Raw genomic sequence first — 15,164 nt, forward strand, 5'->3', positions numbered from 1 at the left:
GGCCACCGTTTGCCCGGCCCCATTCTCGGGTAGTCATCGGCGTGACTCGCGCATCAATAACGGTCGAGCCCGCCCTGCCGGCGGCGCATGGGCCGCTGTCGACGGCCGTCCACCGCGCGCTGGCCGGACCACCCGCACACGACAACCTCACGCGCATCGGCGCGTCGGTGCGGGACTCAGATCCCTTCGGCCTGGATCTCCAGCTCGCGCTGTGCGCGTGCTACGAGCTGCACTACCGGGGTTTTGCGGGCGTCGATCCCGCCTGGGAGTGGAATCCCGCGCTGCTGCGGTTGCGCGCGGAACTGGAACGCGTGTTCCTGGCGGGGGTGCGACGCGACGTCGGTCCCATCGACCCCGGCCAGACGGCGCAAGCCGAAATGGAGGCGATTTCCATCGAGCCCGCCGACGGTGACGGGCCGTCGTATTTCCTGCGCGACACGGGAAGCTGGCAGCAGATGCGCGAGTACTTCGTGCACCGGTCGCTGTATCACCTGAAAGAGGGCGACCCGCACGCGTGGGCGATCCCGCGGCTGATGGGCACCGCGAAGGCGGCGTTCGTGGCCGTCGAATTCGACGAGTACGGTGCCGGCCGGGGCCCGCGCCTGCACCAGCAACTCTTCGCGGACCTGTTGACGGCGGCCGGTCTGGACGCGACGTATCTCGGTTACCTCGACGCCGTCCCCGCCGAGGCGTTGGCAGTCGTGAATCTCATGTCGCTGTTCGGGCTGCACCGTCGGTTGCGTGGCGCAGCGATCGGGCATTTCGCCTCGACGGAGATCACCTCGCCGCCGGGGTCGCGGCGAATGGTGCAAGCCTTGGAGAGGATGGCGGCGCCGGCCGCCTGCATCGGCTTCTACAGCGAGCACGTCGAGGCCGACGCGGTGCACGAACAGGTGGTGCGCATTGACGTCGTCGGCGACCTCGTCGCCCGGGAACCGCACCTCGACCCCGATGTCGTGTTCGGGATACGCGCGCACGCCGCGGTGGAAAACCGCTTGGCGGACAAGCTCATCCAGGCGTGGAAGCAGGGCCAGAGCTCGCTGCGCCGACCGGTGGACTAGCCATCGGCCTTCTTGACGCCCCGGCATCGGCGATGGCTGGTGTCGCACAACGGATAATCTCCGCTGCGCCGGCAGGTGCAGATCGCCACCATGAACCGATCGGACTCGACGACGTCGCCGCCGGGGGTTTCCACGCGCACCGGCCCGGAAACCAGCACCGGCCCGCCGGCCACCACCTGCACCCGCGTGGTGGTCATGGCTTGTCCGCCCGGATCACCACGAGTTCCTCTTCCCGACGCCCTCGCGGGATCCGCCCGGTTTCCTCCAGCCAATTCGCCCGCGCCGACATGACGGGACCGAACGGAATCCATTTGGACGCTATGACTTCGGCCCTCAACCCGGCCCATTTCAGGCGGTCCAGGGATTGCTGGACGCCGGCGATCGCCGAATGCACGAGCAACAGGGAACCGCCGTCGCACAACAACTTCGGCGCCGATTCGCACAGCGGATCCAGGACCATGCGGCCGTCGTGGCCCGCGTCCCAGGCCCACGAGGGTCCACCGCTCGGGCCGGCCGGCTCGCCGTCGGGCGGGGCAGGGACATAGGGCGGATTGGCCACCACCACGTCGAACGGCGCCCAGTCGACGGCCTCGGTCCAAGATCCGTGACGAACGTCCACCTCCACCCCGGCCCCGACGGCGTTGTCGCGCGAACATCGCACCGCGTGCCGACACGTATCGCAGGCTGTCACGCTGGCACAACCCATTTCGGCCGCGGCGATCGCGACGAACCCGCTACCCGTGCACAGGTCGAGGATCCGTCGCCCCGGAATGAGGGCCGTGTGGTGCATGGCGTCGACCAGCAACCGGGAATCCTCTTGCGGCCGATACACGTTATGCGCGACCGAGATCGCGGGCTCGGGATAGGTCGTTGTCAACGTTGGCCTTTCGGTCAGCCTGGCAGAGATCGCCGTGGCGATCACGGCCTGAACTGTGTAATGCCCGCAAACTTGCGGGTTAAAACGGTCCGGGGGTGGGTCGGCGCTGGCTATCCCGCTGCGCCGTGGGCGAATTGCTTGACGATGGTCTCGCAGAACGCCGGCAGGTCCGACGGTGAGCGGCTGGTGATCAAGTTGCCGTCGACCACCACCTCCTCGTCCACCACATGCGCGCCCGCGTTGCGCAGGTCCGTGCGGATGCTGGGATACGAGGTCAGCGTGCGGCCCACGACCACGCCGGCTTCCACCAGCGTCCAGGGCCCGTGACAGATCGCGGCGACCGGCTTGCCGGAGACAACGAAGTCGCGGACGAATTTCACCGCGCCACCGTCCAGACGCAGCTTGTCCGGGTTCACGGTGCCCCCGGGGAGCACCAGGCCGCCGAAATCGCCGACCGACGCGTCCGACACCGCGCGGTCGACGGGGAAACTGCCCGCGGGCTCGAGATCGTGCTCGCGAGCCTGGATTTCGCCGGGCTTCAGCGACAGCACCTCGACCCGGGCGCCGGCTTTCTCTAAGGCGGCGCGGGGCTGTTCGAGTTCCACCTTCTCCACGCCGTCGGCCGCAAGGATGGCAATCTTTGTGCCTTGCAACTCATTTGACATCGCGCTACCTCCTTCACCGTCGACTCCCTTGCCTGCCGAGCGCACGCAGGCACAAAACGGCTGCTGCACAGCGGGTTTGCCGGCCCCCGCCCACCCGTGCTGGTACGTCAAACTCCCGGTGGTTGCCCGATGCCCACACTGGCACTCGGATACCCCGGCAGAAACGGCCCAAACTTGTCATCAACCGGAGGCGTCGCGCAGCGCATCAAGCAAAGGCTGGGCGGCCTCCTTGAGGAAGCGCTCCTGGGTCTCGCCGCCGATCTGCACGAGCGCGATATCGGTGAACCCCGCTTCCCAGTACGGGCGGACGGCCTCGACGATCGCGTCCAGGTCGGGGCCACACGGGATGGAATCGGCGACATCTTCGGGCCGCACGAATTGCGTCGCGCCGGCGAAACCGGCCGGAGTGGGCAGGTCGGCGTTGACCTTCCACCCCCCACCGAACCAGCGGAACTGGTCATGCGCGCGCTGGATGGCGGCATCCCGGTCGGGATCCCAGGACACCGGGATCTGGCCGACCACCCGCCCGCCCCCGGCGAGATTCGCGGCCTGGCGCGCGGCGTGCCACTCGCGGACGAGTTCCCCGTCGGGCTCCACGGCGATCAGGTGTTCGGCCAGCTTGGCGAACCTGTCGACGCCCTTCGCGCCGGACATCGCCACCCCGATGGCGACCGGTACGTCCGGCACGTCCCACAGCCGCGCCGAGTCCACCTGGAAGTACTCGCCGCGCCAGTTCACCAACTCGCCGCCGAACAGCTCGCGGATGATCTTGATGGCTTCGCGCAGCATGTCCTGCCGGCGCTCGACGGTCGGCCAGCCCCGGCCGACGACGTGTTCGTTGAGGTTCTCGCCGCTGCCCAGGCCGAGGGTGAACCGGCCGTCGGACAGGATCTGCACGGTGGCGGCCTGCTGCGCGACGATCGCGGGGTGATACCGCATCGTCGGGCAGGTCACGTAGGTGTACAGGTCCACCCGTTCGGTGGCGTGCGCCACCGCACCCAGCACCGCCCAGGCGTTCGGCGCGTGGCCCTGCGACGTCAGCCAGGGCGAGAAATGGTCACTGCACACCTCGAAGTCGAACCCGCGATCTTCGGCCGAAATTGCATGCCGCACAAGGTCTTTGGGTCCACTCTGCTCGGTCATCAAAGTGTAGCCAAAATTCGTCATACCGAGGTGAATACCCGGCGCGTCGCGGGCGTAACGCCATGGCGAAAATCCGGCCGAAAATCGCGGTTTCGTCTAGGCGCTGGAACGTTGAGTGTGAATCGTCGGCGTCGTGTGTGAACCCTGGGCGGACAAATCGCCGGCATCCAGCCCTGAGCACACACTGAAAACCGCCACCGCACACTCAAAGCCCTGAATGCACACCCGCAAGCCGCTATTCCGCGGTGGTGATCGAGTCTCCCGTGACGCCGGCCGCCCGGCGGGCCGCCAGCCTGCGCTTCTGCGGCTCGATCGTGTAGCGGGGATCACCGGTCGACTCCAGCCCCGCCTCGAAGAAACCGAACCGGAGCATGGCCGACGCGGCCAGCAGCGCCAGGCCGGACAGGGCGGCGACGCCGCGGTGTCGCCCACCGAGCAAGGCGCCCAAACCACCTGCCGCGGCGAGCCGTTCGCTCCACGCCAGCAACCGGCCGGGCCTGCCGTGGTGCAGGGGTTCCCTGGTCACCGGGTCCATCCGGTATTCCGTAAACCGGGCGGAGACCAGGTCGCTCACCGCACCGATGACGGCCAGCGTGCGGGCGGGCCCGGCCTCGGCGACCGGGGTGGTGATCATCGCCAGTCCCGATGCGGCCAGGCTCGCCGAGCTGGCGAACACGAACGGCAGGTCTCGATAGGCGGCGTTCCACGTCGGGGTGGCGGTGTCGCTGAGCAGCACCGCGGTGTAGACGGCGAGGGGCGGCGCGAGGACGGCGGCTTCCAATCCGGCCGGTCCCTCGACGGCGCGCAGAACGGGGCGCAACGGGCCCAGCGGGATTCGCGCGCCGGTCATCCGGTCGATCTCGGAGACCGCGGCGAGCCCGATCCCGGCGCTGAAGAAGCTCAGAATCCACGATCCGACGCTCATCGGTGAGGTGAGCTTGATCGTCCGCAGCATGTTGACGAAACGCTCGGGCCGGCCGAGGTCCTTCACCAGCGCGACCGCGCCCAGGATCACCGCGATCAGGGCGGACAGCCTGGTGTTGCGGCGCAACTTGTCGCGGCCGGTGAGCTGGGCACCGGCCGCCAGCAGGCCCGACCCACCTGCGACGCCACCCAGGAACAGGTAGGCCGCCACTTCGTGGCCCCAGGGCGCGGGCTTGACCACCGGACGTCCGTAGTAGGAGCCGAACTCCGCTTCCGGGACCATCGGCATCTCACGCGAACCGTCGGCACCGCCCTTGCGCCCCTTACCCTTTCCGTTGCGGCGCCGGCCGCCCGTCGGCTCGGGCGGCCGCACGCTGTCGAATTCCGAGGTGGTCACCTGTTCCTCCAGAACGCCAGCACCGCCGCGCCGAACATCCCGGCCGCGGCCAGGCCGGCCCGCTTGAACATCTCGGGCAGGTCGGCCGTGCACACCCGCGGGTCGGGTGGCAGGCCGTAGACCTCCGGCTCGTCGAGCAGCAGGAAGATCGAGCCGGTGCCGCCCACCCCGTCGTGCTCGTTGGCGCCGTAGAGGCGGGCCTCCGTCAGACCCTGGGCGTGCAGCGCGGCGACCCGCTCCCGCGCCTTGACCACCAGGTCGTCGTGGTCGCCGAACTTGATCGACGTGGTCGGGCAGGTCTGGGCGCACGCCGGTGTCTGGTCCTCGACGAGGCGGTCGTAGCAGAGGGTGCACTTCTGGGCCACCCCGGTGACGGGCTTCTCGCCCGGGGAACCCGGTCGCCGCGCGGGCGTCGCGTAGGTGCCGTCGCTGCGACGCTCGACCACGCCGAACGGGCACCCCGCGACGCACGTGCCGCATCCGTTGCAGACGTCGTCCTGCACGACGACGGTGCCGAATTCGGTGCGGAACAACGCGCCGGTCGGGCAGACGTCGAGGCATCCGGCGTGCGTGCAGTGCTTGCACACGTCCGATGACATCAGCCACCGGAACTCCGGCGTGTCCGGCGGGGCGGTGTCCGGCCGGCCGGGGGCGGTGGGCATGCCCAAATCGATTAGGGCGCGGCCGGATTCGCGCGCCTCCTCGATGCGGTCACGGCCCTGTTCGATGAACGCCACGTGCCGCCACGTGCTGGCACCCAGCGCGCCGGTGTTGTCGTAGGACGAGCCCAACAGCTCCAGCTCGCCGTCCTGCGGGTTGCGGTTCCATTCCTTGCACGCGACCTCGCAGGCCTTGCATCCGATGCAGATCGAGGTGTCGGTGAAGAATCCCTTGCGCGGCTTGCGATCTGCCCAGCCCGCGTCGCCGGCCGGGTCAGTCGGTCCGCTCAGCTGGCCCATCGGCTTCCCCTTCCCAGACGGCGTCGCTCACCCGCACATTGCCGGTCTCGGCGGTGGCGCCGGAGCGAGACTGGTACTCGGCGACCAGGCGCAGTAGTTCCTCGCCCCGCGGCCGGCGGCCGGGCCGGATGTCACACGACCCGGCCTTCGATTCCTGGATCTGCACGTTGGGATCCAGTGTCACACCCAGCAGGTCGTTCGCCGCGTCCCCGCTCACTACGGCGTCGCTGCCGACGCCCCAGTGGTACGGCAGGCCGATCTGGTGCACCGTGTGTCCGCCGATGACGAGCGGGGCAAGGCGCTCGGTGACCAGCACCCGGGCCTCGATCGCCGCGCGCGGCGAGACGATCGTGGCCCAACCGTAGGGCTCGAGTCCGCGTTCGGCGGCCAGCTCCGGGGACACCTCGCAGAACATCTCCGGCTGCAGCTCCGAGAGGTAGGGCAGCCACCGGCTCATGCCGCCCGCGGTGTGGTGTTCGGTGAGCCGGTAGGTGGTGAACACGTACGGATACACGTCGGCCCCGGGCTCGTCGGCGCTCGGTGCGCTCAGATTGTCCTTGCGCGGGAACGTGATTCGCGACGGGTTGCGCTGCTGGGGATACAGCGCGTTGGCCACCGGCGACTCCTGCGGTTCGTAGTGGGTGGGCAGCGGCCCATCGACCACACCCTTCGGCGCGAACAGCCAGCCCTTGCCGTCGGCCTGCATGATGAACGGATCATCCCCGGCCAGCGCGTCGGGGCCGCCGGCGTCGGGGTCGGGCCGGGCGCCCGGTTCCCGGTCGGCCACGAAGTCGGGCACGTCGTGGCCGACCCACCGCTGCTTATCGGGGTCCCACCAGACGTATCGCTTGCGCTCGCTCCACGGCCTGCCGTCCGGGTCGGCCGACGCGCGGTTGTAGAGGATCCGCCGGTCCGCGGGCCACGCCCAGCCCCATTCCGACTGGCTGGGCGACTCACCGCCGTGCGGCACGCGGCGCGCGGCCTGGTTGGTGCCGTTCGCGTACACCCCGGTGTAGATCCAGCAACCGGCCGCGGTCGACCCGTCGGCGCGCAGCTCGGTGTACGACGACAGGGGATCGCCGCCGTCGACCCGATACCCGTTGATCTCGGCCAGCACCGCCTCGCCGTGGGGGTCGCCGTGCTCGTCGGTCGGATAGTCCCACGTCAGGTCCAGCAGCGGGCGGTCGCGCTCGTCGGGCGAGCCGGCCAGCCGCTGCCTGATGCGCTTGCCCAGCTCGTAGAAGAAGGCCAATTCGCTTTGGCAGTCGCCGGGCGGCTCGACCGCCTTGTGCCGCCACTGCAGCAGTCGCTGGGTCTGGGTGAACGATCCCGCCTTTTCCACGTGCGTCGCCGCGGGCAGGAAGAACACCTCGGTCTCTATGTCCTCGGTTTTCAGTTCGCCGGAGGCGATCTCGGGCCCGTCCTTCCACCAGGTGGCCGACTCGATGAGGTTGAGGTCGCGCACGACGAGCCACTTGAGGTGGGACATGCCGAGGCGCTGCATCCGGCCGTGCGCCGAACCGACCGCCGGATTCTGCCCCAGCAGGAAGTAGCCCTCAACCTCGTCGGCCAGCATCCCGGTGACGGTCTGATAGGTGCCGTGCGGGCCGGTCAGGCGCGGCAGGTAGTCGTAGGCCCAGTCGTTGTCCTCGCGGGCCGCGTCGCCCCACCACGCCTTGAGCAGGCTGATCGTGTAGGTGTCGGCGTTCGCCCAAAAGCCTTTCTGTCGTTTGGATCCCACCGCGTCGAGGTAGGCCCGCAGGGTGTCGTGCGTCCCCGCCTTGGGCATCGGCAGGTATCCGGGCAGCAGGTTGAACAGCGTCGGGATGTCGGTGGAGCCCTGGATGCTGGCGTGGCCCCGCAGCGCCATGATGCCGCTCCCGGGCCGTCCCACGTTGCCCATCAGCAGCTGCAAAATGGTTGCGGTGCGGATGAATTGGGCTCCGAGGGTGTGCTGCGTCCACCCGACGGCGTAGGCGAAGCAGGTGGTGCGCTCGCGCCCGGAGTTCTCGACGATGGAGCGCGCGAGGTACTCGAAATCCTCGGCGCCGATGCCGCAGACGTCCCTGACCATCTCCGGGGTGTAGCGGGCGTAGTGCCGCTTGAGGATCTGGAACACCGTCCGCGGGTCCTGCAAGGTGTCGTCGCGCCGCACGCGGCCGTGCGCCAGCGGCGGACCTCCGCTGCCGTGCTGGTCACCCGCGGCGCGCGCGGACGCGTCCGCGCCGTGCTCCTGGCCGCCGTTGGCGCCCTCGTCGGGTTCGGCGTACGCCCACGTCGACATGTCGTACTGCCCGGTCTCGGGATCGAACCCGGAGAACAGGCCGCCGAGATCCTCGGTGTCCCGGAAGTTTTCGTTGATCAGGGTGGCCGCGTTGGTGTATGCCAGGACGTACTCCTTGAACCACAGGTCGTTGGCGAGCACGTGGTTGATCAGCGCGCCGAGCAGGACGACGTCCGAGCCGGCCCGGATCGGGACGTGCCGGTCCGACACCGCCGAGGTTCGCGTGAAGCGCGGGTCGACGTGGATTATCCGGGCGCCCCGCGCCCTGGCCTCCTCCACCCACTGGAACCCGACCGGGTGGCACTCGGCCATGTTGGAGCCCTGGATGATGATGCAATCGGCGTTGGCCATGTCTTGCAGTGATTGGGTGGCGCCGCCGCGCCCGAAGGAGGTTCCCAGACCGGGAACCGTTGAGCTGTGTCAAATGCGAGCTTGGTTCTCGATCTGGATCGCGCCGGCGGCGGTGAAGAGTTTCTTGATGAGGTAGTTCTCTTCGTTGTCCAGCGTCGCGCCGCCCAACGAGGCGATGCCCATGGTGCGGCGCAGCAGCTGCCCCTTCTTGTCGATGTCCTGCCAGGTGTGGCGGCGGGACTCCAGGAAGCGGTCGGCGATCATGTCGATCGCGGTGTTCAGTTCGAGTGGTTGCCATTCGGTGGCCCGCGGCGCGCGGTACAGCACCCTCAGTTGGCGGCCGGGCGAATTGACGAGTTGCTCGCTGGCGGATCCCTTCGGGCACAGCCGCCCCCGCGAGATCGGCGAGTCGGGGTCGCCCTCGATCTGGACCACCCGCTCGTCCTTGACGTACACCCGCTGCCCGCAGCCGACGGCGCAGTACGGGCACACGCTCTGCACCACCCGGTCGGCGGTGGCCGTGCGCGGCGCGATGGCGCGGGTGTGCTTGGAGGTCACCGCCGAGCCGCGGCCGAGCTTGTCCCCCGAACGCAACTGACGCAGCACGGGCCATTCCAGGAAAAGCTTGCGCATAGCCATGGCCTCTACCCTAGTGCGCGCGACCGAAACCCCGCCCGGTCAGCGCACCACGATCGTGCGCTCACCGCGGGGAACCAGCTCGCCGATGACGGGCACGCCGGGTATCTCGCCGGCGATCAGCAAACCGCCGGAGGTTTGCGCGTCGGCGAGCAGCAGGGCCTCCTCCTCGCCCACCGCGGACAGGTCGACGTGCGGCGCCACCCAGTCGAGGTTTCGCCGGGTGCCCCCGCTGACGTACCCGGCCGCCAGCGCCTCCCGCGCGCCATCCAGATAGGGCACCGCCGCCGCGTCGATCACCGCCGTGACGCCGCTGGCCCGCGCCATCTTGTGCAGGTGTCCCAGCAGACCGAAACCCGTTACGTCCGTTGCGCATTCGACGCCCGCCGCCAGCGCCGCGGCGGCCACGCCGGCGTTGAGCGTCGTCATCGCCTCGATCGCCTGCTCGAACCGCTCCCCGGTGGCCTTGTGCCTACTGTTCAGCACGCCGACGCCCAGCGGCTTGGTCAGCGACAGCGGCGTGCCGGGCTTGCCGGAGTCGTTGCGCAGCAACCGGTTCGGGTCGGCGATCCCGGTGACGGCCAGCCCGTACTTGGGTTCCGGGTCGTCGACGCTGTGCCCGCCGGCGAGATGGCAGCCGGCCAGGCCGCACACGTCCAGCCCGCCGCGCAGCGTCTCGGCCGCCAGCTCGAACGGCAGCGCGTCGCGCGGCCAGCCCAGCAGGTTCACCGCGACCACCGGCCGCCCACCCATCGCGTACACGTCGGACAGCGCGTTGGTGGCCGCGATGCGGCCCCAGTCGTAGGCGTCGTCGACCACCGGGGTGAAGAAGTCCGTCGTGGCGATCAGCGCAGTGCCGTTTTCGATGCGCACCACCGCGGCGTCGTCGCCGTGGTCCAGCCCGACCAGCAATTCGCCGAGCGGGTCGCGCGGTGCCGCCTTGCGTAGCCCGGCGACCACGTCCTCGAGTTCGCCGGGCGGGATCTTGCACGCGCAGCCGCCGCCGTGGGCGTACTGGGTCAGTCGATAAGTCACGAAGACCATAATTGTCCGCATGGTCCGAGGAGGCGTGTCCGGTCTGGTGACCGGCGCGGTCTTCAAAACCGTCGAACGGCAGACGCTGCCGCTGGCGGGTTCGATTCCCGTCCGCCTCCGCCATACTCCCTCGAGCATCACATGACCGACCCGCGCCGACGGGTCCCCGGGACCGACGTCCTGCTCGCCGACCCGCGCCTGGTCGAGGCGCAGCGCATGCTGGGCCGTGCCCTGGTGAAGTCGGTGATCGTTGAGGCCCAGCGGCGGGCCCGCGCCGGGGAGATCGAGCCCGAGCGCGTCGCCGAGCACGCCGTCGCCGCGCTTCCCGCCACCGCCTCGAGCCTGCGGCCCGTCGTCAACGCCACCGGCGTCGTCGTGCACACCAACCTGGGCCGGGCGCCGCTGTCGCGGGCGGCGGTGGACGCGGTGGTCGCCGCGGCGGGAACGACGGACGTCGAGTTCGACCTGGCGACGGGCCGGCGCGCGCGCCGCGGCCGGGGCGCGCTGGCCGCGCTGGCCCGGGCGGTGCCCACCGCGGGCGGCGTGCACGTGGTCAACAACAACGCCGCGGCGCTGCTGCTGACCGCCCTGACGCTGGCGCCGGGCAAGGAGATCGTGCTCAGCCGCGGTGAGTTGGTCGAAATCGGCGACGGGTTCCGCATCCCCGAGCTGCTGGCGTCCACCGGTTCGCGGCTGCGCGAGGTCGGCACCACCAACCGCACCAGCCTGCGCGACTACGCCGACGCGATCGGGCCCGACACCGGTTTCGTGCTGAAGGTGCACCCGTCCAACTTCCACGTCACCGGGTTCACGTCGGCCGTCGACGTCACACAGCTGAAGGACCTGGGAGCGCCGCTGGTGGTCGACATCGGATCCGGGTTGCTGGCGCCGCACCCGCTGCTGCCCGACGAACCCGACGCGACGTCGGTGCTGCGCGACGGTGCGAGCCTGGTCACCGCGAGCGGCGACAAGCTGCTGGGCGGTCCGCAGGCCGGCCTGCTGCTCGGTGACGGCGAGCTCGTCGAGCGGCTGCGCCGCCATCCCGCGGCGCGCGCCCTGCGCGTGGACAAGCTCACCCTCGCCGCGCTGGAGGCGACGCTGACGGGCCCGCCGCCGCCGGTGGCACAGGCGCTGGACGCCGACGTGGCGCGGCTGCGGGCCCGCGCCGAAACGCTCGCCGCCCAGCTACCCCGGGCGGTCGCGGTGGACTGCATCGCCGCTGTCGGAGGCGGCGGTGCCCCGGGGGTCGAGTTGCCCAGCGCGGCGGTGAGCCTGCCGGAGTCGTACGCCGCCGCGCTGCGCGCCGGCAGCCCGCCCGTCGTCGGCCGCCTGGAATCCGGCCGCTGCCTGCTTGACCTGCGCACGGTGGCGCCGGAGGACGACGAGCTGCTGGCGGCGGCGGTGTGGGCGTGTACGTCGTAGCCACCGCCGGGCACGTCGACCACGGCAAGTCGACCCTGCTGCACCGGCTCACCGGCATGTGGCCCGACCGGCTGGCCGAGGAACGGCGGCGGGGCCTGACCATCGACCTCGGCTTCGCCTGGACCGAGATCGCCGGCCGTCAGGTCGCGTTCGTCGACGTGCCCGGCCACGAACGGTTCGTCGCGAACATGCTCGCGGGCGTCGGACCGGTGCCGGCCGTTCTGTTTGTCGTCGCCGCCACCGAGGGCTGGATGCCGCAGTCCGAGGAACACCTGTCGGCGCTCGACGCCCTGGGGGTGCGGCACGGGCTGCTGGTCATCAGCAAGGCCGACCTCGCCGATCCCGGTCCGGCCATCGAGCGGGCGCGGGAACGGTTCGCCGCCACCTCGCTCGGCGACGTACCTGTCGCGATCGGCACCAACCTCGACGGGGTGGGCGCGGGGCTGGCCGCGCTGATCGACCGGCTGCCGCCGCCGGACCGCGACGCCGACGTGCGGCTGTGGGTCGACCGGTCGTTCACCGTCCGCGGCGCCGGCACGGTGGTGACCGGGACGCTGGCGGCCGGCACGATCCGGGTGGGCGACGAGCTGGAACACGCCGGGCGACGGGTCACGGTTCGGGGGCTGCAATCGCTGGGCCGCGACGAGACCGCGGTCGGCGCGGTGGCCCGCGTCGCGCTGAACCTGCGGGGCGTGGACCGCCACGACATCGGCCGCGGGGACACCGTTCGCGCGCCGGGCGTGTGGCTGGACACCGCGGAGATCGACGTCGGCCTGCGGTCGGCCGGCGCACTGCACCGCCAGCTGGTGCTGCACGTCGGGTCGGCGGCCGTGCCGGTCCAGGTGCGCCAGTTGGGGACCGCCGCGGCGCGGCTGCGCCTGGCGAGGCCGCTGCCGCTGCGGGTCGGGGACGTCGGGCTGCTGCGCGATCCCGGGGAGCACCGGATCGCGGCGGGCATCGAGGTGCTCGACGTGCGGCCGCCCGGGCTGCGCCGCCGGGGCGCGGCGCGGGACCGTGCCACCGAGCTGGCGACCGGGCGGGTCCGTGCTCCCGACTGCGCGCGGGCGAGCGAGTTGCGCGCCATGGGCCTGCCGGCGCAAGGACAGCGGGTGGGCGACTGGGTGGTGGACCCGCAGTGGTGGGCGGCGCGGCGCGACCGCGCGGCCGCGGCGGTGCGCCAGTGGGCGAGCGACCACGACGTCGCGGCGGGCATGCCGCTCGAGACGCTGCGGCAGCGCGCCGGGCTGCCCGCCGCCGAACTGCTGCCGCCGCTGCTCGCCGGCACCGGCCTGGAGGTGTCCGACGGGTTGGTCCGTCCGCCCGGTGCGGGCCTGCCGGCCCGCGTCGACAAGGCGGTGCGCGCGATCGAGGAATGGCTGGCCGCCGACCCCTTTCGCGCACCCGAGGCCGACGAACTGGCCGACCTCAACCTCGGCCCCCGCGAGCTGGCCGCCGCGGTGCGGGCCGGGCGGCTGACTCGGATCGCCGACGGTGTGGTGCTGGGTCCCGACGCGTTCGACCGGGCGGCCGGCGTCCTCGCCGCGCTGCCGCAGCCGTTCACCGTCAGCGAGGCCCGCCGCGCGCTGGGCACCACCCGTCGGGTCGCCGTGCCCTTGCTCGAGGGGCTCGACGACCGGCGCGTCACCCGGCGGGGCGGCGACGGCACCCGCACGATGGCCTGATCGATACGCCCTACAGGCGCTCCTTCACCGCGGCCGACAGCCGCGCGCCGTCGGCCTTGCCCGCCGCGATCGCGGTGGCCGCCTTCATCACCATCCCCATCTGCTTCATGCCCGGCCGCTCGCCGATCTCCTCGGCGACCTGTGCGATCGCGGTATCGGCGACGTCGGCCAGCTCGGCCTCGGTGAGCGGCGTGGGCAGGTACTCGTCGATGATCCGGGCCTCGGCGGGCCGGTTGGCGGCGAGCTCGCCACGACCGTTCTGGGTGTAGATTTCGGCCGCCTCGCCGCGCTTGCGCGATTCCCTGGCCAGCACCTTGATGACGTCGTCGTCGGTGAGCTCACGCGCCTGCTTCCCGGAGACCTCCTCGGTCTGGATCGCGGCCAGCAGCATGCGCAGGGTCGCGGTTCGCAACTTGTCCTGGGCCTTCATCGCCTGGGTGAGGTCGGTCCGCAGCCGGGATTTCAGTTCCGCCATGGCTGTGACGCTACGCGCCGCGGCGCCGGTCAAGATTGAGAAATGCCCGGACCGCCGACAGGATGGAGCCCATGACGAACGACGGGCCCGGCCGCGAACCCGGTCATGCAGGCCGAAAAGGCGCCAGCACCCGGTGAACGCGCTGCCGCCGCCCGGCTACCCGCCGTTCCCCCCGCCCGGCCAATACGCACCGGCCGGCTATCCGCCGGTCTCGTATGGCCCGCCACCGGGCTACGGCCCCCCACCGGGATACGGCCCGCCGCAGTTGGTGCCCGGGGCGCTCAAACCCGGCATCATCCCGCTGCGGCCCCTGACGCTGAGCGACATCTTCAACGGCGCGGTCGGGTTCATCCGCGCCAACCCCAGGGCGACGCTGGGACTGACCGCGCTGGTGGTGGTGGTCATGCAGCTGATCTCCATGCTCGCGACGTTCGGCCCGCTGGCCGCCTACGGCAGGATCACGGTCGCGCGCTCCAGCGAGCTGAGCGGCGGCATCGTCGGCGCGTGGCTGGGCTCGATGGCCGCGGGCATGGTGGTCACCTGGCTCGGCGGCATGCTGCTGTCCGGCATGCTCACCGTCATCGTCGGGCGGGCGGTGTTCGGAGCGCCGATCACGATCGGTGAAACCTGGGTCAAGATTCGGGGGCGGCTGCTCTCGCTGCTCGGGCTGGCGCTGCTGGAAGGCGTCGCCGTGGCGGCCCTGTTCGGGCTGGTGGCGGTGACCATCGCGCTGTTGGCCGTCGCCGGCGCCCCGGCGCTGGCGGTCCTCTTCGGTCTCCCGCTGGTGCTCGCGGCGTTCGTGGCGCTGGTCTACCTCTACACCATGGTGTTGTTCGCGCCGGTGCTGATCGTGCTGGAGCGGCTACCCGTCATGGAGGCGATCACCCGGTCGTTCAGGCTGGTCCGACACGGCTTCTGGCGGGTGTTGGGCATCCGGGCGCTGACGTTCGTGGTCGCGTCCTTCATCGGCAACGCCGTCGCGCTGCCGTTCAGCATCGTCGGCCAAATTTTGATCGTCAGCGGCGGAGCCCCGTCCACCGGCGGGCTGCTGCTGAGCAGCGCGATCGCATCGGTCGGCTCGGCCATCGGCCAAATCATCATCGCGCCGTTCAACGCCGGGGTCATCACGCTGCTCTACACCGACCGCCGCATGCGGGCCGAGGCGTTCGACCTGGTGCTGCAGACCGGCGCCGCCGGCGGCCCCTACGCGGCCGCGTCCACCGACAACCTCTGGCTGACCCGGCCGGTTTAGG

13 protein-coding genes and 1 tRNA gene are annotated in these 15,164 nt (G+C 71.0%); 5 read left to right on the forward strand and 9 right to left on the reverse strand.

Going from position 1 to position 15,164, the window contains the following annotated elements; translation table 11 throughout:
• Positions 1–41: 41 nt before the first annotated feature.
• Positions 42–1,061: an iron-containing redox enzyme family protein gene (locus tag A5655_RS16570; RefSeq protein WP_067011676.1), complete on the forward strand. Its 1,020-nt coding sequence runs from the start codon at positions 42–44 to the stop codon at positions 1,059–1,061.
• Here A5655_RS16570 and A5655_RS16575 read toward each other — a convergent pair.
• The 8 genes from A5655_RS16575 to selD form a co-directional block, all read right to left on the reverse strand.
• Positions 1,058–1,258, reverse strand: a complete 201-nt coding sequence (locus A5655_RS16575) for a CDGSH iron-sulfur domain-containing protein (RefSeq protein ID WP_067011678.1) — start codon at positions 1,256–1,258, stop codon at positions 1,058–1,060. The genes A5655_RS16570 and A5655_RS16575 overlap by 4 nt on opposite strands.
• Positions 1,255–1,938, reverse strand: a complete 684-nt coding sequence (locus A5655_RS16580; RefSeq protein WP_067011762.1) for a HemK2/MTQ2 family protein methyltransferase — start codon at positions 1,936–1,938, stop codon at positions 1,255–1,257. The genes A5655_RS16575 and A5655_RS16580 overlap by 4 nt, the downstream gene beginning before the upstream one ends.
• 110 nt (positions 1,939–2,048) lie before the next feature.
• On the reverse strand, positions 2,049–2,603 hold the full coding sequence (locus A5655_RS16585) for a type 1 glutamine amidotransferase domain-containing protein (RefSeq protein WP_067011680.1): 555 nt from the start codon (positions 2,601–2,603) through the stop codon (positions 2,049–2,051).
• Between the two features lie 180 nt (positions 2,604–2,783).
• On the reverse strand, positions 2,784–3,770 hold the full coding sequence (locus A5655_RS16590; protein ID WP_067011682.1) for an LLM class F420-dependent oxidoreductase: 987 nt from the start codon (positions 3,768–3,770) through the stop codon (positions 2,784–2,786).
• 211 nt (positions 3,771–3,981) lie between these two features.
• Positions 3,982–5,067 carry an NrfD/PsrC family molybdoenzyme membrane anchor subunit gene (gene nrfD / locus A5655_RS16595; RefSeq protein WP_067011684.1) on the reverse strand — a complete coding sequence of 362 codons (1,086 nt, stop codon included), beginning with the start codon at positions 5,065–5,067 and terminating at the stop codon, positions 3,982–3,984.
• Positions 5,064–6,026 carry a 4Fe-4S dicluster domain-containing protein gene (locus A5655_RS16600; protein ID WP_067011687.1) on the reverse strand — a complete coding sequence of 321 codons (963 nt, stop codon included), beginning with the start codon at positions 6,024–6,026 and terminating at the stop codon, positions 5,064–5,066. Before A5655_RS16600 ends, nrfD begins: the two co-directional genes overlap by 4 nt.
• On the reverse strand, positions 6,001–9,300 hold the full coding sequence (gene fdh / locus A5655_RS16605; protein ID WP_082978694.1) for a formate dehydrogenase: 3,300 nt from the start codon (positions 9,298–9,300) through the stop codon (positions 6,001–6,003). The genes A5655_RS16600 and fdh overlap by 26 nt, the downstream gene beginning before the upstream one ends.
• A gap of 39 nt (positions 9,301–9,339) precedes the next feature.
• On the reverse strand, positions 9,340–10,341 hold the full coding sequence (gene selD, locus A5655_RS16615) for a selenide, water dikinase SelD (RefSeq protein ID WP_369807226.1): 1,002 nt from the start codon (positions 10,339–10,341) through the stop codon (positions 9,340–9,342).
• Positions 10,342–10,360: 19 nt separating this feature from the next.
• Here selD and A5655_RS16620 point away from each other — a divergent pair.
• The 3 genes from A5655_RS16620 to A5655_RS16630 all read left to right on the forward strand — a co-directional run bounded on the left by A5655_RS16620 (position 10,361) and on the right by A5655_RS16630 (position 13,436).
• Positions 10,361–10,455, forward strand: a tRNA-Sec gene (locus tag A5655_RS16620).
• 18 nt (positions 10,456–10,473) lie between these two features.
• Positions 10,474–11,754 carry an L-seryl-tRNA(Sec) selenium transferase gene (gene selA / locus A5655_RS16625; protein ID WP_067011693.1) on the forward strand — a complete coding sequence of 427 codons (1,281 nt, stop codon included), beginning with the start codon at positions 10,474–10,476 and terminating at the stop codon, positions 11,752–11,754.
• Positions 11,742–13,436, forward strand: coding sequence for a selenocysteine-specific translation elongation factor (locus A5655_RS16630; RefSeq protein ID WP_067011766.1), 1,695 nt, complete (start codon positions 11,742–11,744; stop codon positions 13,434–13,436). Before selA ends, A5655_RS16630 begins: the two co-directional genes overlap by 13 nt.
• A 10-nt stretch (positions 13,437–13,446) precedes the next feature.
• On the opposite strand, the gene A5655_RS16635 is transcribed toward A5655_RS16630, so the two are convergent.
• Complete coding sequence (locus A5655_RS16635; protein ID WP_067011695.1) at positions 13,447–13,911, reverse strand: GatB/YqeY domain-containing protein; 465 nt, start codon at positions 13,909–13,911, stop codon at positions 13,447–13,449.
• On the opposite strand from A5655_RS16635, the gene A5655_RS16640 reads away from it, so the two are divergent.
• Positions 13,910–15,163, forward strand: a complete 1,254-nt coding sequence (locus A5655_RS16640) for a hypothetical protein (protein ID WP_067011697.1) — start codon at positions 13,910–13,912, stop codon at positions 15,161–15,163. The genes A5655_RS16635 and A5655_RS16640 overlap by 2 nt on opposite strands.
• Position 15,164 lies beyond the last annotated feature (1 nt).

Source organism: Mycobacterium sp. 1081908.1 (genome assembly GCF_001673535.1).
Taxonomy (GTDB): Bacteria; Actinomycetota; Actinomycetes; order Mycobacteriales; family Mycobacteriaceae; genus Mycobacterium.

Coding starts and splice junctions, on each gene's coding strand:
- A5655_RS16575 (WP_067011678.1), bottom strand. CDS start 1,258: ATGACCACCACGCGGGTGCAGGTGGTGGCCGGCGGGCCGGTGCTGGTT.
- A5655_RS16585 (WP_067011680.1), bottom strand. CDS start 2,603: ATGTCAAATGAGTTGCAAGGCACAAAGATTGCCATCCTTGCGGCCGAC.
- A5655_RS16590 (WP_067011682.1), bottom strand. CDS start 3,770: ATGACGAATTTTGGCTACACTTTGATGACCGAGCAGAGTGGACCCAAA.
- A5655_RS16600 (WP_067011687.1), bottom strand. CDS start 6,026: ATGGGCCAGCTGAGCGGACCGACTGACCCGGCCGGCGACGCGGGCTGG.
- selD (WP_369807226.1), bottom strand. CDS start 10,341: ATGGTCTTCGTGACTTATCGACTGACCCAGTACGCCCACGGCGGCGGC.
- selA (WP_067011693.1), top strand. CDS start 10,474: ATGACCGACCCGCGCCGACGGGTCCCCGGGACCGACGTCCTGCTCGCC.
- A5655_RS16640 (WP_067011697.1), top strand. CDS start 13,910: ATGGCTGTGACGCTACGCGCCGCGGCGCCGGTCAAGATTGAGAAATGC.
- A5655_RS16635 (WP_067011695.1), bottom strand. CDS start 13,911: ATGGCGGAACTGAAATCCCGGCTGCGGACCGACCTCACCCAGGCGATG.